The organism is Thalassovita litoralis (assembly GCF_900182725.1).
GTDB classification, from domain to species: domain Bacteria; phylum Pseudomonadota; class Alphaproteobacteria; order Rhodobacterales; family Rhodobacteraceae; genus Thalassobius; species Thalassobius litoralis.
On the sequence record NZ_FXTO01000008.1, the window covers coordinates 103,985 to 127,164 of the forward strand.

The following is a 23,180-nucleotide window of genomic DNA, read 5'->3' on the forward strand; positions in this document are numbered from 1 at the left end:
TGCCATTTCACCCGAGCAAAGCCTTTTTCACGCGATCTACTCCCTCCGCAACGAGCTCAGCGTCGCCCCGTGCCTCGACGTTCAGCCGCACAACCGGTTCGGTGTTTGAACTGCGCAGATTGAAGCGCCAATCACCCATGTCGAAGCCCAAGCCGTCCATTTCGTCGATGGTGATTGCATCAGGTTCAAATGCTGCTCGGACCCTCATGATGGCGACCTTGGGATCTTCCAATGTGAAATTGATCTCCCCTGAGGAGGGGAATGTCGCTTTTCGATCTGCGACTAGATCCGCCAGCGGACCGTGCCTGCTAACCAGTTCAGCAACAAGCAACCATGGGATCATGCCACTGTCGCAGTAGACGAAGTCGCGGAAATAATGATGCGCTGACATCTCACCGCCGTAGACGGCGTTCTCATCGCGCATGGCTTGCTTGATGAAGGCGTGACCTGTGCGGGTTTGGACAGCGCGCCCACCAGCTTTTGACACAAGGTCCTGCGTGTTCCAGATGATCCGCGGATCATGGATGATCGTCGCGCCGGGGTCTTTGGCGAGGAATGCCTCTGCGAGTAGACCGACGACATATTCGCCGTCGATGAAGGCACCCGTGTGATCAAAGAAGAAGCAGCGGTCGAAATCACCGTCCCAAGCAACGCCAAAATCAGCGCTAGTGGCGCAAACTGCGTCTGCTGTCGCTGGTCGGTTTTCTGGTAGGAGCGGGTTGGGAATGCCTTGTGGAAATGTACCGTCAGGTTCGTGGAAGAGGCGCTCGAAGGTCAGAGGCGATCCAAGGTCTGCAAGTCGTTCAACGATTGCATCGAAAGTCGGCCCGGCGGCGCCGTGTCCCGCATTCACCAGGATCTTAAGGGGCTTCAACGCGGCGATGTCTACAAACTCGCAAATGCGTTCAACATATTCCGAGTGTGCCTCTCCGGCGACGTCACGGATTGTGCCGGACGTAGCGCGTTTCTTGAATGCATTTTCTTCAGCGAGCTCTTTGATGCGCGCCAAACCACTGGCTGCATCAAGTGGCACCGAACCCGCCCGCACCATCTTCATGCCATTATAATCCATCGGGTTGTGTGATGCAGTAACGCAAATCCCGCCATCGGCCTCGAATTGCGTGGTCGCAAAATACATCTCCTCAGTGCCAGAGAGCCCCAGGTCAAGCACCTTACACCCCTGGTCAATCAAACCCTGCGCGACGCAATTCGCCAGCGCTTCCGAGGACGATCTGACATCCCGGCCGAGAACGACCGTTTTCGCATCAAGTGCCACCGCAAAGGCAGCGCTGATGCTGTAGGCGATGTTCTCGTCCAGATCGATGCCCATACGACCACGGATGTCGTAGGCCTTGAAGCAAGTGAGTGCCGATTCAATCCGCTCCAAATAAATCGCGGGTGAAAACTTTCGCATCCACGTCGCGCAGCTCGTCGGACCGACGGTTTGCGACAATCACATCGGCTTGGTCTTTGAAGTCGCTAAGGTCAGAGACCACTCTGGATCCGAAAAAAGTTGCCTCATCCAGTGCCGGTTCATACACGACAACCTCGATTCCCTTAGCCTTTATTCGCTTCATGATGCCCTGGATCGATGACTGCCGAAAATTGTCGGACCCTGCCTTCATCACCAGCCGATAAACACCAACCACCTTCGGCTGCCGCGCGACGATTTGTTCGGCGAGAAAATCCTTGCGCGTGCGGTTGGCATCGACCACCGCCCCGATGAGGTTTTGCGGGACTTCGGAATAGTTGGCGAGCAGCTGCTTGGTGTCTTTCGGCAGGCAATAGCCGCCGTAGCCAAACGACGGGTTGTTGTAGTGATCGCCAATGCGAGGGTCGAGCCCAATACCTTCGATTATCTGTCTTGTGTCCATTCCGCGGGCCATGGCGTAGCTGTCGAGTTCGTTAAAATAGGCCACACGGAGCGCGAGGTAGGTGTTGGCGAAGAGCTTGATCGCCTCGGCCTCGTCCGGATCGGTAAACAGCATCGGCACGTCTTCCTCCAGCGAGCCCTGAAGCAGAAGGTCAGCAAAGGTCTTGGCCCGCTCGCTGCGTTCGCCGACGATGATTCGGCTCGGATGCAAGTTGTCGTAGAGCGCCCGGCCCTCACGGAGGAACTCCGGGGAAAAAACGATCTGGTCGTTTCCGACCCTCTCACGCAACTTGCGAATGTGCCCCACTGGGATGGTCGATTTCACGATGATCAGCACGTTAGGGTTGGCCGCAAACACCGCCCGCACAGTGGCATCGACGGAGGAGGTGTCGAAGAAATTGTTATTCGGGTCGTAGTCAGTCGGGGTCGCAATGATGACGTATTCGACGCCTTCGACCGCTTCGACGATATGGGTGGTTGCGGAGAGGTGGAGCGGTTTGTTGGCCAGGAAATTCTCAAGCTCCGTATCGTCAACCGGGCTCTTACGCGCATTCACCATCGCCACCCTTTCCGGGCTGATGTCGACCGCAGTCACCTGGTTATGCTGCGCTAAAAGCACGGCATTCGCCAAGCCAACATATCCAAGGCCAATAACTGCGATTCTCATCATTGTATTCCTCTCTCAAAAATTAAATTGCATAAAGGTGATCCGGGAGATCTGAACGGTTTCGAGCTGTTTCCCAAGTGGAGTACCCGCTCGGTTATGCCACGGTCGGAATCGGCCATGGGGGGTTGAGATTTGCGTGGTCGGGCGTCTGCCCGTCCAGCGACTCATGCTGTCTCCGGCTCCCTGTGCTTTCGCTTGTCGTCGAACACGTCCGCAAAGCTGGAGAGCACTTGTTCCCACCAATGCTTGATGTGGTTCAGATGCAGGCTGAACTAGTTTGCCAGCTGGTTCATCGTTGGGTTACCATTCAACGGCGCTAGTGTTCCGAGTCCAACATTTGCTACCGGTGCCCCCTGACTTGGTCGAACTCATTGGTTCGCCCTGAACAACCCGATCACGCCACCATCGTGACCTGATCGGGTCACGAAGCACCCGGCCGGTGTAACCTTTCAACGTTCTCAGGGCTTTACGCATGCGCTTGAACTGTTTGGCATGGGCGTAACAGCCAACCCGCACCGCCAGACGCGGGGCAAGGCGGGCGCAGATCCACCCCGGCCTAGACGGCCAGAGCCACGAGCTGCGCCCGCGCCGGCTCGTAAAGCCGGGCGTCGGTGGGAGGGGCGATAGTCTTCTCCATGACGGTGGTGTCGACCGCCACCCGCTTCAGGCTGCCCAGATCGAGGGTCCCGGCCTTCTGCCCGGCCAGGATCGTCTGCGTCAGCATCCACTCCACCCCTTCTTCGCCGATGCGCTTGCGACAACGTGTCAGCGACGAGGGATCGATCGGGGGCCGATGCTGCAAGAATGTCTCGCCGGTGAAGTGCTGATAATAGGGATTTTCGACCCAACGCGCGACCACCGCCTCGTCCGAGAGCCGGAAGGAGTGCTGCAAATAAACCAGCCCCGCGACCAACCGGGGCGGCGTGGCCGGACGGCCGGTGCCCGAGGGGAAGAAACCGGACCATCGACACTCGAGCACCTCCCAGTCGATCAGCGCGGCGAGCTTCACCAACTCGTGGCGCGGGTCGATCGGGCGCGGCCGCAACAGATCGTCTTGTTCCGGCGGGCGGGAGCGATGCTTCATGCGGCGAGCCGAAATTGCAGGTTTTCGACTGGAATCATAGGAACCGCTGTAGAGGATGGCGAGAAAAACCGCCTGTTCTGGGCTCGAAATCAATGGCTTCGCGGTTGTTTAGGGCGAACTCTTGGGGGGCGGGCCCGGCTGCGTCCGATCGAGCGCCTAGACCTGGGACTTTCCATCGACACAGAGCACAAAAGCGCTATCCGGCGGGTCGAGGTAGAGCCCGACGATCTCTCGGTACTATCTCGTTATCTTTGCTTCTTGTTCCCGACAACGCTGCCGGATAATGGACGAAACTCCCACCCAACTCAACCGTTTAAAAATTCCCAAACCAGCTTTGTCAGCTGAAGAGAATACTCTGGAATGTTTTGTCCAATCGTTCGAATTTTCTTTCCCAAACCAAATAGTCGTTTGCGTAGGCAGTCAGCTGTCTTTGGGCGTCCGGTTCAGTCTGCATTTTCATTGCGAAGTCTAGTATAGATTTCAAAAACTCATTGGGTTTCACGCTTTGGTCGTTCAACCCCAGATAATAGCGCGACACGCCCCCTTTCGGGGGGAAATCGGCATCCATTTCGCGAAAGACAAAAGGAATGCCCAATGCACAATACAGGCGAAGTTTGAGGTTCGAACCTTCGTTCAACCTTCTTGCGCCGTTATTGAAAGATCCGATGGCGACGTCATTCTCAAGTATCGAGTCCTTCAGAGCATCCCCAGACTGATGACCGAGATACTTGACGTGCTTCTCGAAGCTCGCCGTTTCCTGTTTGAGTTGGTCCGCGAACACACCGTCGCCGATTACAGTTAGGATCACATTGCGGCCGCGATGCGAAAAACTCTTTTTCTTTAGTTCACAAATGATCCAATCGATGCCACACCATGGGGTGATATTTCCAACGAAAACTACTCGAATCGTATCATCTTTGGTTGGCTTCCTCTCTCGGAATTCGGCGAGTAAATCCCGCGAAATTCCATTTCCGGATGTGATGCAAACGGCTTTCGGATAATAGCCTTCAACGTAACGCCCGATCTCCATTGTGACACAGACATTTACATCTGTCTTCTTTTGAACGGGGACTCTGAATGCCGCTTCAAGAAGGTACTTGGTCAGATTGGATGCCGTTCGGCGCGTCAAAAGCTCCGGCAATTCTTTCGTCTGTCGTTCCAAAATGACCCTGGCGTTCGGAAACATAGTTCGAAACCGCGAAAGGAACCGAAAAACTGACAAATCCGACAAGGGATACCTAAAATATAGAATGTCGACATCTTCTTGCCTTAGCCTTTTCAAAACTTCATTCAGAAAGATGCGTTTTCTATTGATTTTGGCAGATATGCCCCCGAGAGGAATTGCGGCGACATATTCCGGGAATTCCACCCCGGTGTTGTCGCCCCACGTTCCAACGTATCCGCTGACCTCGTAGCCGATATTTCTTAACGCGACTGCCTGTGCAATCACCTTTTCTGCAACCCCGCGAGTCGCTCCGTTATTCAAATCGCCAATCATGGCAATGAGCACAGCACGTTTCATTCAACGGTTCTCCCGCGCTGGACCTTGACACTCTTCAAAGTCTTAGGAAGTTTCAAAAAGTTCGTTCGAGCGTTGTAATCGCGTTCGACCTTTTCTCTTGGCATCACTCCAAGAGTCCCGGCGGCCATCTTAGCCTGAAACGATTTAATGGTGGCCGCCAGTTCTGACGGCGTGACATCGGCCGAAACAAGCCAACCACCATCTTCGCCCACAAGCTCGCGCGTTCCCCCAACGTCGGTTGCAATACAAGGAATCCCGTAGCTCATAGCTTCCATGGCCGCAACAGGGACACCTTCCGAACGACTGGTGTTCAGAAATATGTCGTAGTCTCCTGTTTTTAGGCGCTCATGAATTTCGTGATTGTCGATTTGGCCGAGAAATTCGGTCTCGATACTGGTAGGGAGCGCCGCCGCCGCGGCGGTAATCTTCTCAAACAGAGGGCCGCCGCCGATATGTGTCCACCGGATCGGCGTCCCCTCCAAATGCGCAAGGGCATCAACGATGAGTTGAAGGCGTTTATTCTCATCAACAGCAGAACAACTTAATAGTCTCAAAACACCGTGTGATACGGGCAATGGTTGGCCCACGGGTTCCTCCGAAACTTGAACGCCAAGTCGAGCGACGGCTACTTTGTCTGGAGAACCTGCTTTGTGAACGATGTAGTCCCGCCCATGCTCGGAGACGCTGAATACCCTGTCCAAGTTTTCTACACAAAACTGGGTGAAGGAATTGTATCCCGTCTTGATGTTCTCATCGTAGATGTCGGATCCATGTGCCCGGGCTACGCGACTGTTGCGCGCGAGGCCCAGGGACGCCAACGCGACCGCGCCCGAGTTCATCCAATAGGAATAGAATACGGTTTCGCCATCGTCTTCGTACCGGTCAATCAGCATTTTACGTAAACGTGTCGCAGTTGCAAAACGATACAAGTGCTTTTTGAAGGATACGACAGAGCCGGTGGCGCGTCGAAGATCTGTGAAAAATGGTTTCAAGAGCGAGATAGGCGGCATCGCCACCTGAGGCGCAAGCGTTGAAATGTCGCCAAGGTATTGAACATTTCCAAACGCCCTCAATCGGAGCATGTCTTCACTCGGTTCGGTTGGTGCTTGGCGGTTGGCGGTCGACACGATTTCGACCTCTTTAAACTCGGCGGCGAGGTATGGAATTTCGTAACGGAGAAAGTTCTCTCCTTTCGTAGGAAAAGTCGATGTCAAAAGCACGCATTTAGAAACGCTCATCAATGCCCCCGTTCCTTATGGGCCTCAAAGATCTTTTCGACGGCTACCTCGACCCAGCGTTGCCGGCTGTAGTCGCCGCGGATCTGTTTTGCCGCATGTTGCATCGCTTCGAAGTCCGGGCCCCTGCGCGACACATTCGTCAAGAAGGCGACGGCGTCCTCAAGCTGGTCGCTTTCGAATTGCTTGATTGCACCGGATTGTGCCAACGCACCGAGGTCAGGCATGACCGGAAAAACGAGGGACGGAATGCCCATGCCAAGATACTCCAAGACCTTGACTGGTATCGCGTTACGCCCAACGCTGTCCGAGCTACGCACCGAAAGGCCAAGATCCGCCTCGGCCAAAAGCGCCGGAATCTGTTCATGTGAAACGGCGCCCCCGATTTCAACATTCGGACCGGGTGTGACTTGGTCGAAATTGGCCCCAAATCCCACGAAACGATAGAGCACTGGCAGGTGCGCAGTTTCCTTCACGAGGCGGTTCAATAGGTCGACGTTCTGAAAACGTCCGAAATTTCCGTGACTCATTATCGTGAACGGTCGCGCGACTGTAGTCGAGTCCTCCGGGTTTGAATTCCGCTGAAAACTCTCGCCGTATCCGTTCAGCACCAGATGCACATTTGTAGATGGCGCGCGCTGCCTAATTTTCTCGGCCAAAGAATCGCAAACCGTGAAAACGAGATCGGACCTTGCGTAAGCCCACCTCTCAATTGCGGCCAAAACCCGAAACAAAACAGAACTCCTCTGTAACAGACCGGCGTCCACGAAAACGTCTGGGTAGATGTCACGCACATCAAGAACGCGTAGTTGCCCACGTTTGCGCGGCAAGAGGACATAGACAAGCAGGAGGAAGAATGGAGGTGATGCGATCACCAGGATCGCGTTTTTCGGCGCGAAAAGCAATTTCAGAAGTACAAAGAAGCTGAAAAGTAGCTCTCGATATGTACGTTTAATGAGCCCCTTCATATTCTGAAAGTTGTCTATGGGTAGATTTGTGATCCGTTCCCCATTAGTAGCCTTTGCCCTCTTCGTGCTGATCACTTGGACCTCAGCGTGCGCAGACAGTCCCTTGACCAAAGCGTGTGCCCGCGCAGAACCAGCGTTATGGTCCGGCGGATAGTCAACAGTTACGTAATAGAGCGAAGGCTTATTTTGCTCGCGATATAGCATCACTTATTCCAGATTAAGGTGCCGTGTCTGAACCGGTCGGGCCAGTTTTGCTGTGGTCTTTTGTTTTCGAGACGCAGAAAACACAAATAAGAACGGCCAAATGAATAGCATTGCTGGGAAAAACCGAGTGGTTGTAAAATGGCCTGCTCCGGCAAATGACAAAAATGTCGCAGCGCTGAACCAGCAATGAATTGAAATATAGTACAGGTTTTTGGGCGCCTTCCGGTAAAAGAACCCCATAAGGAAGCCGAGAAACAATAGGAATGGAAACAGCAAAAACATAGGGAGGTACACAAGCTGTCCGTACAGCGTGTGTGTGTTGCCGTTGATCCAAGCGTTCAGTGCCTGTGAATAAAAAATCATGCGTTCGGTCGGTTGGAATTCGAAACCAAAGTACTTCATCAAGTAGACCCTGATACTACCTAGGCCCAATGACTGTGTGATGTCGTCAAATCCATCCGTCGCAAATTCCGGCGAGAAGGCAATGTCGATATGGCGCCAAAGGTTGACGAAATTCCCGGAAAGATACGGGTATGTCTTCTGGATATAGATCTCGGCCAGGTTGCCTTGAAACGTGTACGAGAGGATGAATACAAACTGCACAAAGACGAGGAAAAGGACCAATTGCTTGATGGGAAGGACACCCCTCCCTCGCAGATACAGATAGGAGACCAGGTAGTAGAATCCAGCAATGATCAGATATAGCAACGCCCCTCTGGAAAACACTGCAATTAGAGAAAACCCGAGCGCAACTTTCATAAAAATGCTTGGCCGTTTGACTGTATTGTACCAAAAGAACGACGCGATATTTGCCTGCCAAAGGATGGCCGCGCTGCTGTTAAAAAATCCGCTTTCTAATGCATTAAAGTCATTTATCGCAAGGAAGTATAGTTGTGCAAAACTGGTAATGTTCAGGTTTAGCAAAAGTGTCGCCGTGGCGAATATGCCTATGCCGAAGGTCATCCAAAAAGGAACGCTGGTTTCTTTCAGGGGTAGCTCCTGTGCGAACCTTTTTCTGGTTTTGCCGAGCGCACCAGCGGCGATGCCTGCACTCAATAGTAACGATGCCGTGGTGAGATACAGGAAATGGTGAAACTTCATGTCCACGGACGGGATGACAGTTCCCAACCCAGCCAGAACCGGGATTAGCCCGACGGCAATAATCTGTGGTGAGAGAAGGAGGACAATCGGATGGTCGAACCTAGTTTCTTTTCGGTTGGAAAACCGGAATATCGAAGCGACGATTGCGGTCCAGAAAATGGCAATGATCGTTTCCCACATCGGATCAGGTTTCCAATGTGTCCGAGCTGCTCAGCTCGAGGTCACGGATGACCTTCGCGGGACTACCAGCGATGACGCAATTGCCATTCGGGAAACTGCGAGTAACTACCGATCCGGCCGCTACGACAGTCTTGGTGCCCAGGATCACTCCAGGCAGAATTACGGAATTCATCCCTATCCAGCTCTGCGCGCCGATTTCGATATCTTTGCCTTCTTGATGTTGTGACAGATCGTCAAGGCTGTGGTTGGATGTGATTAGGCCGACGTTGGGGCCAATGAAGACGCCTTTCCCCAGTCGGATATGGGCGTGCGAACACTGAAAGTAGGTGCCAGGAGACTGAAAATTGTTTATGTCTTCGGGAAAGAACTCGATGTTGCGCCAATTGGTTATGGATGAGCTCAACGAAGCCGGAAATGGCAAAGGCGGCGCCAGCCGAAGTATATGACGCGCCCAGAGACTGCGAAAGCTCCAGATCAAGCCTCGCAGATCATTGACAAAATAGCGTCCCGTCAAATACTCCGCACGGAAAAAAAGGCGCAAAAAGAGCACGAACGCTGGCATCGCGAAAAGAACGCCGCGCTTCAGTGCTTGCCTAAACATACGCATCAACCAAGAACCTCATAGCAGCACTGACGATGACAACCAAGCTCCAGATCGGCACGCTTCGTCGACACAGTAGGCCCATTGCTTTCAATTCCACGCCCGCCTGTTTGGAGAAAGCACGCAATGCCATCACATAGAAAACCATACTAGTCATAGAGAGCGCGATTGGTCCATATTCCTTGTTCACAAGCAATGTTAGGACGACGCCGCCGGCGCGCAGGATGAAGCCGGCCACAGAGAGTCGGAACAGTTCTTTTTGGCGCCCCGTCGCCATCATTATCGTGCCGATTGGCGAGACAAGGAGTTGAATCATTATCCACGGCGACATCCACACAAGAATTGTGCTGGTATGAGCCCATTCGTCACTCATCAGAAGGGCGATAGCTGTCGGTCCGAGGACGACCACGGCAATCACGAAAGCACCGCCGTAACGCATCAGGTGAAACAGAGTCTCCTCTGTAAGTTGCGCCACGGTGTTTTCCCGCAATGCAGATCCAACAGCTGAATGAAAAATCTTCGCGAAAGCTCCGCTGATGATCGTCGAGGGCGTGTAGAACAGTTTGATCGCGAGGAAAAGAAACCCCCCGGCGGCTCCCTCTCCATATGTTGCGATCAAGAAAAGGGGGACCTGAAGGCCGCTCGTGTTCAACAGCGCATCGAGCGAGGAATACCGTAGGTACTGGCTGTTTTCTCGTGCAACGCGTTTGAGTTCAGCAAAGTTGAAACTCATTGGTTCTTGTGATCGTCCGAGACGGACGATCACAAGAAGGAGCAAGGCCCCGACTGCCAAATTGGCCAGGAAGCCGATTGTCAGGCCGAATTTTTGGAAGGACCAGAGCCCGAGCGTGATTTGGACGGCGATCCCCGCGAGCGTCTGAATGATCCGGACCACCCCGGTAGCCTGTAGCCTTTTCCCCCGAAGTGCGATGCTTAGCAGGATTGCCTGTGCGCCGCCGAACAGCACCGCCAAAGGCAAGAACTCAAGGATTTGATCGAGTTCGTCCTCCTCACCGCCCAACGGGAGGACGAATTGCAGGGCAATCCAAACCACGACGGCCAGTGTCAGGCAAATCAGGCTGCCCATCATGGCCAGGTGGCCCGCGTCGCGGTCGGAAGACACGATCGGAATCGCCATCTCCAACCGCAGCGAGGCGAGGGTGATCAGAATGAGCGCCGCAGAGGAAAATGCTGCGAAGTTGTTGAAATCCTCAGGCGAGAAGAGCGCCGTGATGATCGGAAGCGCCATGAGCGCTGCGACCTGCGAGGCGATGCTCAGTCCGGCCAGAACCGTAGCTACCCGAAGCATTCGTGACTTCCCAAATCCAAATCAGGGAGGTTGCCCTACGCTCTGAAGAACTTCTCAATGCTGGTGCAGACATGATCAAGTTCCGCATCGGTCATTTCCGGGAAGATCGGCAACGCCAAACCTTCGTTCTGCAACGCGTAGGCGTTCGGGAAGTCCTCGGGACGATGCCCCAGCCGCGCGTAACAAGGCAGGAAAGGCAACGCTTTCGGATAGTTGATCGATGTTTGCACATTGTGCGCCTTGAGGTGCTCGGCAAGGCCGTCGCGGTCTTTTGTCCGCACGACATAGAGGTGCCAAACATGGCGCGCATCCTCAGCCGTCGTAGGACAGGTTAGAGCGTCCAAATGCGCCAGCTTCTGCGTATACTTTTCGGCCAGTTCCGCGCGTTTGGCGGTCCAGTCTTCCAGATGCGGCAGTTTTACGTTGAGAATTGCCGCCTGCAGGCCGTCGAGACGGCTGTTGATACCTTCGATCTCGTGGTCACCCTTGCGGAGCCCACCGTGGCGCGCGAATTTGGCCATGCCTTCGGCGAGATCGCGGCTTTTCGTCACGATAGCCCCGGCATCTCCCATCGCTCCGAGGTTTTTGCCGGGATAAAACGAGAAAGTTGCGGCTATGCCGAAGGTGCCGACCTTGCTGCCTTTGAACTCGCTCAAATGCGCCTGGGCACAATCCTCGATAACCCAAAGCGAATTCTTATCGGCGATTTCAATGATACGGCCCATATCGGCGGGGTGACCGTAAAGGTGCACCGGGATGATCCCCACGGTGCGCTCCGTGATGCAAGCCTCCAGCTTGGCTGGATCGAGCGTGTTGGTAACCGGATCGATATCGCAGAATACGACGTCAGCTCCGGCTTGGGAAACCGTTTCGCTTGTCGAGATCCACGACATGGCCGGCACGATAACCTGGTCGTTCGGACGTACGCCAAGCATTTTCATGGCGATGTAGATCGCATCGGTGCCATTTGCGCAGGACACACAATGATCGGGGCCAATCGCTTTGGCGAACGCGTTTTCAAAGGCATCAACTTCCGGTCCGCGAATGAAAGCGGACGTTTCGATTGTCTTAGAGATTGCGGCGTCGATTTCGGGTTTGATCGATAGGTATTGGCGATGCAAATCGGCAAATGGTACGCGCAGATGTGTTTTTTTTGCGGTCATAACAGAACTCTCATGATAAAGGACGAATAAGCTGGGCCGGGTTGCCAGCATAAATGCCGGGTTGGCTGATATCCTTCGTAACAACCGCGCCCGCTCCGATAACAGAGCCATCACAGATTGCTACCGGCAATATCGTGGCGTTCGATCCGATTGACACGCCATTTCCAATCTTTGTCCTCCGCCAAAGGCTTTCGTCACCTCGGGCAGGACCACCTTTCTCGAAGGTATCATTAATAAACATTACACCATGACCGACGAAGCAATCCTCTCCGATCTCGACAAGCGAGCATACAAAGGTGTGGGATTGGATTCGCGTGCGTGCGCCAATAGAAACATTCGACTGAATTTCGACGAACGGACCGACAAAGGCATCCTCGCCAATCCGGCAACCATACAGATTGGCAGGTTGAATCACAGTCACGTTCGAGCCGAAATCGACATTTTTTATACCGATTTCTCCCAACTTTGAGGGTACCGAAGCCTGTTGTGTCATCTCGCGATGGCTCCGTTTTCTCGACGACCCAGACGAGCTTGCCTCGGGCGGAATCGCAATTGCACTTCTTTGCCTGTTTCCACGGCCTCGTAGATCGCGGTGATCAGTTCCAGACTGCGGCGGCCTTCGAGCCCATCCACAAGGTTCGGACCGCCGTGGAGAATAGCCGATACGACATGGTCATAGTATTCTTTGTGTCCAAAACCATAGACGTTTGGCGGGTTCACTGAGAAGTTCTCAAGCGTATCTGCATCACCCGGATCCGCGTCAGTGAAATTCCAGACTTTCATCTCGTTGACGGCAAAGCCGCCGATCTCTACGGTGCCTCCTTGTCCCAAGATGGAGATAGAGCCTTCGAGGTCTTTGGGCCGTGTTGCGGTCGTCGCCTCGATGATGCCGAGCGCACCATTTGAAAAGCGTAGCAGCACAGTTGCGGTGTCTTCGACTTCGATGTCCGCCAATGCTGTGGTCGACATCGCCATTACGCTGTCAACGTCGCCCATCATCCACTCCAGCAAATCGACGTGGTGGCTTGCCTGATTGGTCAATACGCCTCCGTCCAGCGCCCAAGTGCCGCGCCAGGTGTCCTGGTCATAATACGCTTGGGGACGGCACCAGCGAACCCGGACGGTGCCAAGGATGAGTTTGCCAAACCGATCCTGTTCCAAGGCCTCACGGAGCTTACGCACAGGTAAATTGAAACGATTTTGCTTGATAACAAACAGCTTCACATCGGCATCGTCGCAAGCAGCAATCATCCTGTCGGCGTCATCAAGCGTAAGCGCCATTGGCTTTTCTACGACTATGTTGGCGCCGTACCGCGCGAGTTCGACCACGTGCTGCGCGTGGTTTCCGCTCTCGGTCAGAACGACTACGACATCAGGCTTCAGTTCACTCATCATCTCATGCATGTCGACATAGCCAGGTACGCCATATTCCTCAGCAAGAGAATCAGCTTTCTGCGCGACTAAATCGCAGACACCGGCCAGGCGAGCGCTTGCAATTTGACCTCCACCCAGGAGTTGAGAGTGGCGCTTGGCAATGCGACCACATCCTACAAGTGCAAAGTTTAGCATCATTTTCCTCACAGTATTTTGGTATTTTTGGATTGGCACATATTCTGGTAGACAGAGCGTTCAGACCCTACTCTTGATCTTCTCAACGGACAGGATGACGTTTCGTTTGAATGTAAGGAGACATGTCCAATGGCATGAGCAAACGCCCGTTAACGCAAATCACCGACGACCTTGAATTAGTTTCATCTCGCCCTCTATTTCGGACGTCAAGGTTTCGATCTCTGCCTTGAGGGCTTCATATTCCTCGACTTTTCGAGATAGAAACCGGCGAGTGATAGCAGCCTTTTCCGCGATGCCTTTTGGGGTCAGAATGTAGGCATACCGCCGTTTGTCTTCCGAGGCCGTGAAATTCCCGAGCTTCAAAAGACCCTTTTCGATCAAGGCATTCAACACGTAGTGGATCCCGCCCACACTGACGCCGACAGCCTCAGCCAATTCACGTTGTGACATTTCAGGATTTTCTTGCAGAAGGCGAAGCACGCGAAAATGCGTGTCCTCCTGCAGCTTGGTGCGCTTGCTGGTCATTTTGGGATTTTCTCAGGCTACCGCACAAGGACTGCCCGTCGGGCGCCTTGTTAGATGCAAAGGTGATGATGAAAATAGGTTCAACATCGCTCAGCGATGAGCGATAACAAATGCTGCGCGCGCGAACAAGAGAAAACTCAGAGATGCACGAGGTATTCGTCACTAGGATCGCAATTGTCGATCTGCGAGATGGGAGCTCAGACGCAAGCGAAACCTCGCGCCGGTGGGAGGCTGCGGCGGGAATTCACGCGCGCTCCCAAGCCATAGACCTTGAGTGTAATGTGCTCATAGCTGAACGACCCTGTCAGCACAAGGCCACATCATGATCTTGGTTGGTCGTCGATCCCATGCGCGTCGTGGCGATAGCTCCTCGACGCACGGCCACATGTCGCTTTGAGATCGGCCACTTGCGCAAAGATTTCGGAAGCTTATCCCGAGCCGAGCCCATCACCCGAGTGGACCATTCATGCCCAGGTCCGATATCGCCTCGGTGCCGTCTTGCGCTGGGTAGGTCTGAGCCGCCGTCTCGGCCGTGCTCGACCCTTCCTCCCGCTCGGCCTGTTCCACCGCTTCTTCCATGCTGACCGTGTTTAGTGCCAGTTCGAACTGCTCGAGTATCTCGGGTGCGTGCCGCGCCACGTAGGACCGGACTGCCTCGTTCTCCATCAGCTTTTTCAGATAGCCCTTGGCAACGACCAGGTTCAGCAGCTCAGAGCCGTAGTTTTCCTCGGCGTGCTTGTACTTTTCCTGCACCTGGCTCATCTCGCGCTCGAGCTTGACGATTTGTTCCAGCGGATCGCCTTTAGGTTGTTCCGGCAGCGGCGGCTTGTAGTCGGTGCGCTGTTCCGGCGGCGTGGCTTTCAGGAGGGCGTCCGCATGCGCGGCCGTGATCGTGTTCGCCGCGATCATCAGCTCCACCGCCTCAATCTGCCGAGCCGCTTTCATCTTGCGCAGGTGCCGCGTGACGTCCGGCGTGAACTGGTGATCCTGCAGCAGCTCCACCGCCTTTGGGCAGATCCCATGCAGCAGGTTTATCCGGCTGTTGATGGTCGACAGGTTGACGTTGAACGCCCGTGCCAATCGCTCTTTGCTGACGCCTTTGTCGATGGCACGCCGCAGCATGTAATGCTCCTGCACCGTTGAGAGGCGGTTGATCCGGTGATTGTAGGTATAGGTCTCAAAATCCTTGGCGATCAGGCAGGGCGCGGTGTCCTGGCCCAGTTCTTTCAGCGCGAGCACCCGCAAATTGCCGTCAAGCAGCAGAAATCCCGCCGCCTCCGGATCCGGCTTGATCACCGAGAGCGGCTCGATCAGGCCAATTTCCCGGATCGAAGATACGATCTGCTTGAACTTGCGCGTTGTCATTATGCCGTCCGGGACCTTTTTCGAGGGCATCAGCTCCTCGAGTGGGATCTGGAAGGTTTCAAGGTCAAACCCGAGCGTCAGGTTCAACGGGGCTTTGGGATAGGGCGCATCGCTATCATCGGTGCCGGGCTGGGGAAAGGCCCCGGGGTAGAGCGGCTTCACAGTACTCAGGTCATTCACGGTTATATCCTTTCGGGGTTTAGGCGGTTTCAATGCGGTCGGCGAGATATTTCGGCAGGCTATCGAGGCCTTCAGCGCGCAAGAGCGTCACGAAGTGCTCGTCAGCAAAGAGGCGTTTCAGCCCCTGGACCACCAAGAGCAGTTGCTGATGCGCATGATCGGCCTTCAGCATCAGCTTGTGCTGCCGGGCGACCTCGCGCTGGTAGGTCTTGACCAGTGAATGCGCAGAGTTCGGCAGCTTCGGGCGATCACCACCTGCTTTTGGGCCCTTTTCCCGGCGCTTTTCGATCAGCCGCTTGGCATCTGTGATCTGGTGCCCCTTCAGCTGGCCGGTCTTGTAAGCCTCTTCCAGCATGTCGCCGAGGTTTTCATCGTCGTGCTTGGCCCGCGCGATCTCGAGGGCAGTGGTCAGCGGGATGGTCCCGTTTTGCACCGCCTCGATCAGCCGCTCCTCTCCCTTTTCCAGCAAAAACACGATGTCCCTGACGTATTTCTCAGAAAGCCCCGTGCGCTGGATGATGTCGTCGATGGTGTAATCCCGCGCCAGCAACAGCTCGATGTCGGCCAGGATCTCCAGTGGTCTGTGCCCCCGCCGCGCGATGTTTTCGGCGAGCGACATGATGAAGGCGTCTTCATCCGTCACATTCACCACCAACGCCGGGATGTGGCTTTCGCCAAGTAGCCGGAAGGCATTCAGCCGGCCCTCACCGCAGACCAGCAAATAGGCGGGCGCCCCATCAACGCCATCGCGCTCTGTCACCGTGATCGGCTTTTTCAGGCCAATGGAGCGGATGTTTTCGACGATTTCCTCGAAGACCTTCATGTTGCGGTCCCGGGAATTCAGGACCTCGATCCGGTCGATGGGGACGAGCGTTACGCTCTCGGGTGTGTCAGTCATCATGGGGTTGGCTTCCTCTTTTGGTTTGATTGTTCATGTTTTGTGCTTTTACTGATCTCCATCATCCCGTTCCTCATCCCCATTTCCGGCGAATGCCGACCCGTTCGGCCATGCCGTAGAAAAAGCCGAGGTCCTCGAAGCGGAAGGCTTCGAAGGCGATGCTGGTGCGGTTGCAGAGGCGGATTTCTTGACGGGGTAGATCGAGCCAAGGCAGCAGGTAGTAATCGAGCTCGTCGCGGTTTTCCGGATCGAGCCGCACCGCCAGCGTGACGTCAGCCTGATAGCGCATCGGGTCAAACCGGATCCGCCAGCGTAGGCGGCCGTCGCCCTGGGGCTGGCAGCGCGCCAGGACGAGGCTCACGACCATCTCATCGTTGATGGTCAGCAGGTCGGTCTTGGGATCACGCGCCACCGTGCCGCCCACCTCTGCAATCGCCGCCTCGGTCCGCGCAATGATCTCCGGGTGCATTCCACGCAGGCGCTTGTTGAGCGCAATGCGCTCCTGATCCCTGTCTGAGCGATAGCCAATCATTTCATAGGCACGAGCGAGTGAACCGAACCTATTTCGATAGGCCGAGGACGACGGCATGTCCGGCGTCTGGTCGATCAGCACCCCAGAAAGTTGACCCGCGTCCGCGTAAAGCCGTTTCAAGTGATCCAGTAGTTCCTCGTCCGACAGTCGGGCAGACCGCGCCGTTATGATCTCTTGCGCGGTCAGAAAGAACTCAAGCGGCACAATCCCTTCAAAGGCGCCTTCCTTGCGCACCCACATGTCCGGTGGGTTTTCCACATGCAGCTTCTTCAGTTTGAAGGAGGAGCGGTTGTAGACATTGTTGCCGATGTATTTCTCATTGGTCAGAACCGTGCGCACTGTGCCAGAATTCCATGGACGATCCAGATCGGTCGTCACGCCTTCCTCGTTCAAGCGGTCGGCAATCTCGCGGAAGGACAGATCTTCTTCGATCAGCCAGCGATACATCTTGTTGACCCAGGCTACTTCCTCGTCGGGCCCGGGCATCAGGATCACACGGTCGGTCTGCAGTGATTTATGCTCGCCGCGCTTCAACTCGCCCTTGATCTCGCCGCGCTCGTTCACCAGCACCCGGCGCAAGCCAAAGCCAGCCATGCCGCCTTGGCGGAACCCCAACTCAATCAGACGGCATTGGCCGGCGAAGACCTTGACCGAAAGCTCCCGGCTGTACTCGCCGGCCATGGCGCGTTTGACACCCTTGACGATGGTCGAAACCGGCGAGCCGTCATTCTCGAATTGCTCGGCGCAATAGGCGACGTTGATCCCGGCGCGCTTGCAGATGTATTCGTAGTAGGCGCTCTCGTCGGCGTCTTGGAACCGGCCCCAGCGGCTGACGTCATAGACCAGGATCACGTTGAAATCGGCCGCGCCGGATTCCACATCCGCAATCAACTGCTGCAGGGCAGCGCGCCCGCCGATGGAAAGGCCGCTCTTGCCGTCGTCGGCATAGGTCTTGATGATCTCGATTCCACGCTTCTCGGCGTATTCGCGGATTTTGTCGGATTGGTTGTGGGTCGAGTACTGCTGGTGCTCCGTCGACATGCGCACATATTGCGCCGCCCGAAACTCGGTAATCTCGCCACTCCCGTCCAACTCAGCCTCCAATCCGTCGTCAAGTCGCTCGGACGTTTGCTCGGGTCGCAGGGTGTATCAAGCTGATAGTGCTGGATTATTCCATTATATCAATGCCCTGGGCGGTGATGGCCGGGAAGCCTTCATCAAGATGCCACCAAACACCCGGAAAACCATACTTGCATCTGTTCAAGTTCGAGCGATATGTGGGCGGTAGAGTTTTAATGAGGTTTCGAGATGACATTCCATGATCGCGGTACAAGCTGGTTTCTGGCGCAGCTGAAGCCGAACTGCGCCAATATCGCGGACAAGAACCTCAAGCGCCAAGGCTTTCAGACCTTCCTGCCGATGGAAGAGGAGACACGCCAGCGCAACGGCAAGTTCGTCACTACCATGCGGCCTCTGTTTCCGGGTTACATCTTCGTGGCGTTCGATGTGGCCCGCGGGTTCTGGCGCACGGTCAACTCGACCTACGGCATCACGCGGCTGGTGAGTTTCGGCAAAGAGCCGACGGCCGTACCGCTGGACCTAGTCTCTCAGCTGATGCTGCGCTGTGACGCGAAGGGCAAATTGCTGCCGCCGAAGCTTCTGAAGCCGGGTGACCAGGTGACCCTCACCAAGGGACCCTTTGCCAATTTTGTGGCAGAGGTGGAAAAGATCGCACCGGATCGGCGCGTTTGGGTCCTGATGGAACTCATGGGTGCGCAGACCAGGGTTGCGGTCGGGGCGGATCAGCTGCGGGCGGTTTGATATCGCCGATCGAAAAGCCTATCAGGAAATATCAATTTGAAACCGTGACCGTATCAGAGTGACGGCACGAGTAGGAAAAAGGGCAAACTTTTATGTGTGGGATTGTGGGCGTGCTGGGGGCGCATGAGGTTGCTCCAGTCATTCTGGATGCGCTGAAGCGGCTTGAATACCGAGGGTATGACAGTGCTGGGATTGCCACTATCCATGAGGGCGCCCTCGAACGGCGCCGGGCGACTGGAAAGCTGATAAACCTGCAAGATCTTCTGGTACGTGAACCACTCAGAGGGTTTGCGGGTATTGGTCACACGCGTTGGGCAACACATGGGGTGCCAAGCGTTGAAAATGCACATCCCCATCGCTCGGGGCCTGTCGCAGTCGTCCATAATGGAATCATCGAGAACTTCCGCGAATTGCGGGACGAGCTTATTGCAGCAGGTGCCAAGTTCACGTCCGAGACCGATACTGAGACCATCGTCCATCTCGCGAACAAGCACCTCGCAGATGGGATGCCCCCTGTGGCGGCTGCCCGTGCGACTTTGGGGCGCTTGGAGGGTGCCTTTGCATTGGCATTCCTGTTTGAAGGGGAGGAGGACCTGCTCATTGCCGCACGCCGCGGCTCCCCCTTGGTAATTGGCCACGGGGAAGGCGAGATGTATGTCGGCTCGGATGCCATCGCGCTGGCGCCTCTGACTGACAAGCTGACTTATCTTGAGGAAGGGGATTGGGCAGCAATCACACGCAGTGCGGTTCAAGTATTCGATGCAAGTGCGGTCCAGGTAGATCGACCAATCGCAACGATCGCCGTAGAGAGCGCGACAGTCGATAAGTCGGGGCATCGGCACTTCATGGCCAAGGAAATGGCTGAGCAGCCGAGCATCATTCAGAAAGCCCTGGCCGCCTACACCAATGAGGCTGATGGAATCTTGAATTTACCTGAAGGCGTCCAGTTCAACGACATACGCCGGGTTGTCATGGTGGCCTGCGGGACAGCCTTCTACGCCTGCCAAGTGGCCAAATACTGGTTTGAGCAGATCGCCCGCATACCGGTTGAAATCGATATTGCCTCGGAGTTTCGGTATCGTGACCCTGTGCTTGAGCGCGATGATTTGTTGATCGTCGTGAGCCAGTCTGGCGAAACCGCTGACACGCTTGCGGCGCTTCGGCACGTAGCCGGGCACGTGCGGCGCACGCTCGCTGTTGTGAATGTGCCCACGTCGTCGATCGCGCGCGAGGCCGATGTGGTGATGCCTATTCTTGCAGGCCCCGAAATCGGTGTGGCGTCGACAAAGGCCTTCACGGCGCAGTTGCTCTCCCTTCTCTTGCTCGCTGCCAAGGCTGGGCTGGATCGAGGCAAGATGAATGCCGATGATCTCACAACGCTCATGTCGGAGATCCAAGCCGCACCTGGTCTTATGTCTCAGGCGCTCGATCGAGCGCAGGAGTATGCGCGTATCGCGGAAGAACTCGCCGAAAGCGATGATGTTCTCTTTCTCGGCCGCGGGGCGATGTTCCCGATGGCGTTGGAGGCCGCGCTCAAGCTCAAAGAGATCAGTTACATCCACGCTGAGGCTTATGCCGCGGGCGAGTTGAAGCACGGTCCTATTGCACTCATCGACAAGACATTGCCTGTCGTCATCTTCGCCCCGAGGGACGTGCTCTTTGAAAAAACGATTTCAAACATGCAAGAGGTAATGGCACGTCATGGGCAGGTCATTTTGTTGACAGACGCTGACGGGGCCAAGCTCGCCGGCGAAGTCCAGAACGTGATCGTGATGCCGAAGGCCCCGACTATCGTCGCGCCGCTCATTTACGCAATCCCTGCTCAGATGCTTGCTTACAACACAGCGCTTGCCCGTGGGACTGATGTGGATCAGCCGAGAAATCTGGCGAAGTCGGTGACAGTGGAATGATCGGAGAGACACAATGCGTATTTTAGTTACTGGCGGTGCGGGTTACATTGGAAGTCATACGCTGCTCCAGCTGCTGCGCGAGCGCCATGACGTCCTCGTGTACGACAACTATTCGAACAGCTCCCCGGAGGCTTTGAGCCGCGTCAAGCAGCTTGCCAACGCTGACTTCGAAATCTGTGAAGGTGATATCCAGGATGCGGGCAGATTGGGTGAGGCGTTTGCAGGTTTCAGACCCGAAGCCGTTATCCATTTCGCGGGTCTAAAGGCTGTCGGGGAATCCAATGAAAAGCCGCTCGAATATTATGCGCAGAATGTTTCAGGTTCGATTGAGCTGTTGAAAGCCATGCAACGGCATGATTGTCGCCGGATTGTGTTTTCCTCTTCAGCGACAGTCTATGGGGAAGCGAAATATTTACCGTACGACGAGATTCACCCGCTGCAGCCGACGAACCCGTACGGTCGCACCAAGTATTTTATCGAGGAAATCATTCGCGATTGGGCTGCCTCGTGGAAGGCAGCAAGCGCGGTATTGCTGCGGTATTTCAATCCGGTTGGAGCGGATGCTTCGGGCCGCATCGGTGAAGACCCCAATGGCATTCCGAACAATCTCGTTCCGTACATCTCGCAGGTCGCAGTTGGGCGTTTGAAGCACCTGAATGTTTTTGGCGCTGATTATGAAACTCGAGATGGAACCGGAGAGCGCGATTACATCCATGTCGAAGATCTGGCGCGGGCCCATTTGGCCGCTATTGAGTTTTCTGCGACCTCCATGGGGTGCGAGGCCATAAATGTTGGCACGGGCCACGGCGCCACGGTACTTGAGATGGTGAAAGCGTTTGAGCATGCCTCCGGACGCGCGGTGCCCTATCAGATTGGACCGCGCCGCGAAGGCGATGTGGCGCGCAGCCTGGCGGCGGTTGGCAAAGCCGAGCGCCTTCTCGGGTGGAAAGCCAAGCTGGACGTTGCCGACATGTGCAGGACCACCTGGAACTGGCAATCCACCAATCCCAATGGCTATGTGGAGGATTGACATAGGGCCAGTGTTCGTTCCCAGAGCCGTTTGGGCGAATGGTTCTCGAACTCAGTGCGGTATCAATGATTACAATGGCTTAGTGGGTAGAGAGGGTTCGCTGCCAGACCCGGTCCCTCCGCCACTTGCACATCGCAAACCCGAGATGAGGTCCCTGACGGGGCCTTTTTTCTTTTTATTTCAAAGGGGTTTAGCGGAGCAATCCGACTTTCGGAGACTGGTATTTCCGCCGAAATCGGTCTCTGAACGCCCCGCGTCTCTTTCCAACCGCCCTTCATGGAAATCGAGACGGATTCAAAAAGTGACGTCTTTTCAGTGATTTGATGAAATCTAACTACGCCGCAGTTGACCCCGGTTCGTCTGCTCTCGGTGCGAACAGAGACACCCGAAGGCGGCGTTCCGTTGCGCATTAATTAGTAGGGTTGCGCGAAGCCTTTGGTGACAAACGCAGTTTTCGCCCCTAGCCTGGCGCAATGTCAAACGGGGCTTGGTCAGATCAAGAGAACGACTTGATCGTCGCGGATTACTTCGCGATGCTGGCCGATGACGTCTCTGGTCGCTCGTACAACAAGGCCGAGCACCGTCGCGGGCTTCTGCCGCTGTTGAACGATCGCTCCGAAGGATCGGTCGAGTTCAAACACCAGAACATCAGCGCCGTGCTAAAGGGGCTGGGTGAAGACTGGATCCCGGGCTACAAGCCTGCCTTCAATTTCCAGATGACGTTGGTGGATGCCGTGGCGCGCTGGCTGGCGCTAAACCCGGCCTGGCTCGGTCGCCATTCAGGTATTCGAGCGCCTACTGGCCTTGCGGAGGCGCGGCCGATCTGGATCGGGCCGCCGCCCACGTTGTCGAACCAGCCGCCGCCACAGGAACTGGAGCAGATGCTGCACATCGCCCGCAAATTCGATGTTGCGGCGAGAGACGAGCGAAACCGCGCCCTCGGTCGCGCCGGTGAGGAACGCGTGCTGGCGCATGAACGAGGAGCCCTCAAATCAGCAGGTCGCGATGATCTTGCTCGCAAGGTCCGGTGGGTTTCGGAGGAGGATGGCGATGGTGCCGGCTACGATATCGCCAGCTTCGCGACGGATGGCCGTCCGCGCCTGATCGAGGTGAAAACGACGAATGGCTGGGAACGTACCCCTTTCCACATCAGCCGCAACGAGCTGGCGGTGGCCCAGGAGCGGCGTTCGGAATGGTCTCTGTTCCGGCTCTGGAACTTCGCGCGCGAGCCAAAAGCGTTTGAGCTGCACCCGCCGCTGGACGCACATGTCTCGCTGACCGCGACGTCCTTTCAGGCGAGTTTCCACTAGGCTCAGGACCCATTAATCGGCTTGAGATCGCATTGGTCGCATGCTTCAAATCCCCAAACTTTCAGGGGGTATCATGAGCAATCTATTTTGGCTGACCGACGAACAGATGGCGCGGCTGCGACCGTTCTTTCCC

The 23,180-nt window shown here is 55.5% G+C and carries 19 protein-coding genes and 1 pseudogene; 4 read left to right on the forward strand and 16 right to left on the reverse strand.

Annotated elements, in window-relative coordinates; translation table 11 throughout:
• Nucleotides 1-7: 7 nt before the first annotated feature.
• The 16 genes and pseudogenes from FN828_RS08885 to FN828_RS08960 all read right to left on the reverse strand — a co-directional run bounded on the left by FN828_RS08885 (nucleotide 8) and on the right by FN828_RS08960 (nucleotide 18,068).
• Nucleotides 8-1,414 carry a phosphohexomutase domain-containing protein gene (locus tag FN828_RS08885; protein ID WP_142493044.1) on the reverse strand — a complete coding sequence of 469 codons (1,407 nt, stop codon included), beginning with the start codon at nucleotides 1,412-1,414 and terminating at the stop codon, nucleotides 8-10.
• Entirely contained in the window at nucleotides 1,374-2,540 is a 1,167-nt protein-coding gene (locus tag FN828_RS08890; protein ID WP_142493066.1) for a nucleotide sugar dehydrogenase, read from the reverse strand. Before FN828_RS08890 ends, FN828_RS08885 begins: the two co-directional genes overlap by 41 nt.
• Nucleotides 2,541-2,960: 420 nt before the next feature.
• A pseudogene (locus FN828_RS08895) lies at nucleotides 2,961-3,624 on the reverse strand (transposase); the annotation flags it as partial.
• A 337-nt stretch (nucleotides 3,625-3,961) separates the two neighbouring features.
• Entirely contained in the window at nucleotides 3,962-5,146 is a 1,185-nt protein-coding gene (locus FN828_RS08900; protein WP_142493045.1) for a glycosyltransferase family protein, read from the reverse strand.
• Nucleotides 5,143-6,384 carry a glycosyltransferase gene (locus FN828_RS08905; protein WP_142493046.1) on the reverse strand — a complete coding sequence of 414 codons (1,242 nt, stop codon included), beginning with the start codon at nucleotides 6,382-6,384 and terminating at the stop codon, nucleotides 5,143-5,145. The genes FN828_RS08900 and FN828_RS08905 overlap by 4 nt, the downstream gene beginning before the upstream one ends.
• Complete coding sequence (locus FN828_RS08910; RefSeq protein ID WP_142493047.1) at nucleotides 6,384-7,553, reverse strand: glycosyltransferase; 1,170 nt, start codon at nucleotides 7,551-7,553, stop codon at nucleotides 6,384-6,386. The genes FN828_RS08905 and FN828_RS08910 overlap by 1 nt, the downstream gene beginning before the upstream one ends.
• Nucleotides 7,554-7,556: 3 nt before the next feature.
• A complete protein-coding gene (locus FN828_RS08915; RefSeq protein WP_142493048.1) occupies nucleotides 7,557-8,834 on the reverse strand; it encodes a hypothetical protein in 1,278 nt (425 codons plus the stop codon).
• Between the two features lie 4 nt (nucleotides 8,835-8,838).
• A complete protein-coding gene (locus tag FN828_RS08920) occupies nucleotides 8,839-9,441 on the reverse strand; it encodes an acyltransferase (RefSeq protein WP_235891441.1) in 603 nt (200 codons plus the stop codon).
• Nucleotides 9,428-10,744, reverse strand: a complete 1,317-nt coding sequence (locus tag FN828_RS08925) for an oligosaccharide flippase family protein (RefSeq protein WP_142493049.1) — start codon at nucleotides 10,742-10,744, stop codon at nucleotides 9,428-9,430. The genes FN828_RS08920 and FN828_RS08925 overlap by 14 nt, the downstream gene beginning before the upstream one ends.
• Before the next feature lie 35 nt (nucleotides 10,745-10,779).
• Nucleotides 10,780-11,907 (reverse strand): DegT/DnrJ/EryC1/StrS family aminotransferase, encoded by a 1,128-nt coding sequence (locus FN828_RS08930; protein ID WP_221930541.1) that lies wholly within the window; start codon nucleotides 11,905-11,907, stop codon nucleotides 10,780-10,782.
• Between the two features lie 10 nt (nucleotides 11,908-11,917).
• Nucleotides 11,918-12,400, reverse strand: coding sequence for an acyltransferase (locus FN828_RS21045; RefSeq protein WP_142493050.1), 483 nt, complete (start codon nucleotides 12,398-12,400; stop codon nucleotides 11,918-11,920).
• Nucleotides 12,397-13,476, reverse strand: coding sequence for a Gfo/Idh/MocA family protein (locus FN828_RS08940; protein ID WP_142493069.1), 1,080 nt, complete (start codon nucleotides 13,474-13,476; stop codon nucleotides 12,397-12,399). The genes FN828_RS21045 and FN828_RS08940 overlap by 4 nt, the downstream gene beginning before the upstream one ends.
• 159 nt (nucleotides 13,477-13,635) lie before the next feature.
• A complete protein-coding gene (locus tag FN828_RS08945; protein WP_142493051.1) occupies nucleotides 13,636-14,001 on the reverse strand; it encodes a MarR family EPS-associated transcriptional regulator in 366 nt (121 codons plus the stop codon).
• A 447-nt stretch (nucleotides 14,002-14,448) separates the two neighbouring features.
• On the reverse strand, nucleotides 14,449-15,546 hold the full coding sequence (locus FN828_RS08950) for a plasmid partitioning protein RepB C-terminal domain-containing protein (protein ID WP_221930542.1): 1,098 nt from the start codon (nucleotides 15,544-15,546) through the stop codon (nucleotides 14,449-14,451).
• 19 nt (nucleotides 15,547-15,565) lie between these two features.
• Nucleotides 15,566-16,447 (reverse strand): plasmid partitioning protein RepB C-terminal domain-containing protein, encoded by an 882-nt coding sequence (locus tag FN828_RS08955; RefSeq protein ID WP_221930543.1) that lies wholly within the window; start codon nucleotides 16,445-16,447, stop codon nucleotides 15,566-15,568.
• 70 nt (nucleotides 16,448-16,517) lie between these two features.
• Entirely contained in the window at nucleotides 16,518-18,068 is a 1,551-nt protein-coding gene (locus FN828_RS08960) for a recombinase family protein (protein WP_268987206.1), read from the reverse strand.
• 216 nt (nucleotides 18,069-18,284) lie between these two features.
• Between FN828_RS08960 and nusG the strand changes: the two genes are divergently transcribed.
• The 4 genes from nusG (at nucleotide 18,285) to FN828_RS08980 (ending at nucleotide 23,047) form a co-directional block, all read left to right on the forward strand.
• Nucleotides 18,285-18,797: a transcription termination/antitermination protein NusG gene (nusG, locus tag FN828_RS08965; RefSeq protein WP_142493052.1), complete on the forward strand. Its 513-nt coding sequence runs from the start codon at nucleotides 18,285-18,287 to the stop codon at nucleotides 18,795-18,797.
• A gap of 92 nt (nucleotides 18,798-18,889) precedes the next feature.
• Nucleotides 18,890-20,707: a glutamine--fructose-6-phosphate transaminase (isomerizing) gene (gene glmS, locus FN828_RS08970; RefSeq protein ID WP_142493053.1), complete on the forward strand. Its 1,818-nt coding sequence runs from the start codon at nucleotides 18,890-18,892 to the stop codon at nucleotides 20,705-20,707.
• A gap of 13 nt (nucleotides 20,708-20,720) precedes the next feature.
• Nucleotides 20,721-21,737: a UDP-glucose 4-epimerase GalE gene (galE, locus tag FN828_RS08975; protein WP_142493054.1), complete on the forward strand. Its 1,017-nt coding sequence runs from the start codon at nucleotides 20,721-20,723 to the stop codon at nucleotides 21,735-21,737.
• 473 nt (nucleotides 21,738-22,210) lie between these two features.
• Entirely contained in the window at nucleotides 22,211-23,047 is an 837-nt protein-coding gene (locus tag FN828_RS08980) for a DUF3883 domain-containing protein (RefSeq protein WP_142493055.1), read from the forward strand.
• Nucleotides 23,048-23,180 lie beyond the last annotated feature (133 nt).

Excerpts from the sequence above, each read along its gene's own strand:
- FN828_RS08885 (WP_142493044.1), bottom strand. The coding sequence starts at position 1,414 with ATGCGAAAGTTTTCACCCGCGATTTATTTGGAGCGGATTGAATCGGCA.
- FN828_RS08890 (WP_142493066.1), bottom strand. The coding sequence starts at position 2,540 with ATGAGAATCGCAGTTATTGGCCTTGGATATGTTGGCTTGGCGAATGCC.
- FN828_RS08900 (WP_142493045.1), bottom strand. The coding sequence starts at position 5,146 with ATGAAACGTGCTGTGCTCATTGCCATGATTGGCGATTTGAATAACGGA.
- FN828_RS08905 (WP_142493046.1), bottom strand. The coding sequence starts at position 6,384 with ATGAGCGTTTCTAAATGCGTGCTTTTGACATCGACTTTTCCTACGAAA.
- FN828_RS08910 (WP_142493047.1), bottom strand. The coding sequence starts at position 7,553 with ATGCTATATCGCGAGCAAAATAAGCCTTCGCTCTATTACGTAACTGTT.
- FN828_RS08915 (WP_142493048.1), bottom strand. The coding sequence starts at position 8,834 with ATGTGGGAAACGATCATTGCCATTTTCTGGACCGCAATCGTCGCTTCG.
- FN828_RS08920 (WP_235891441.1), bottom strand. The coding sequence starts at position 9,441 with ATGCGTATGTTTAGGCAAGCACTGAAGCGCGGCGTTCTTTTCGCGATG.
- FN828_RS08925 (WP_142493049.1), bottom strand. The coding sequence starts at position 10,744 with ATGCTTCGGGTAGCTACGGTTCTGGCCGGACTGAGCATCGCCTCGCAG.
- FN828_RS08930 (WP_221930541.1), bottom strand. The coding sequence starts at position 11,907 with ATGACCGCAAAAAAAACACATCTGCGCGTACCATTTGCCGATTTGCAT.
- FN828_RS21045 (WP_142493050.1), bottom strand. The coding sequence starts at position 12,400 with ATGACACAACAGGCTTCGGTACCCTCAAAGTTGGGAGAAATCGGTATA.
- FN828_RS08940 (WP_142493069.1), bottom strand. The coding sequence starts at position 13,476 with ATGCTAAACTTTGCACTTGTAGGATGTGGTCGCATTGCCAAGCGCCAC.
- FN828_RS08945 (WP_142493051.1), bottom strand. The coding sequence starts at position 14,001 with ATGACCAGCAAGCGCACCAAGCTGCAGGAGGACACGCATTTTCGCGTG.
- FN828_RS08955 (WP_221930543.1), bottom strand. The coding sequence starts at position 16,447 with ATGATGACTGACACACCCGAGAGCGTAACGCTCGTCCCCATCGACCGG.
- nusG (WP_142493052.1), top strand. The coding sequence starts at position 18,285 with ATGACATTCCATGATCGCGGTACAAGCTGGTTTCTGGCGCAGCTGAAG.
- glmS (WP_142493053.1), top strand. The coding sequence starts at position 18,890 with ATGTGTGGGATTGTGGGCGTGCTGGGGGCGCATGAGGTTGCTCCAGTC.
- galE (WP_142493054.1), top strand. The coding sequence starts at position 20,721 with ATGCGTATTTTAGTTACTGGCGGTGCGGGTTACATTGGAAGTCATACG.
- FN828_RS08980 (WP_142493055.1), top strand. The coding sequence starts at position 22,211 with ATGTCAAACGGGGCTTGGTCAGATCAAGAGAACGACTTGATCGTCGCG.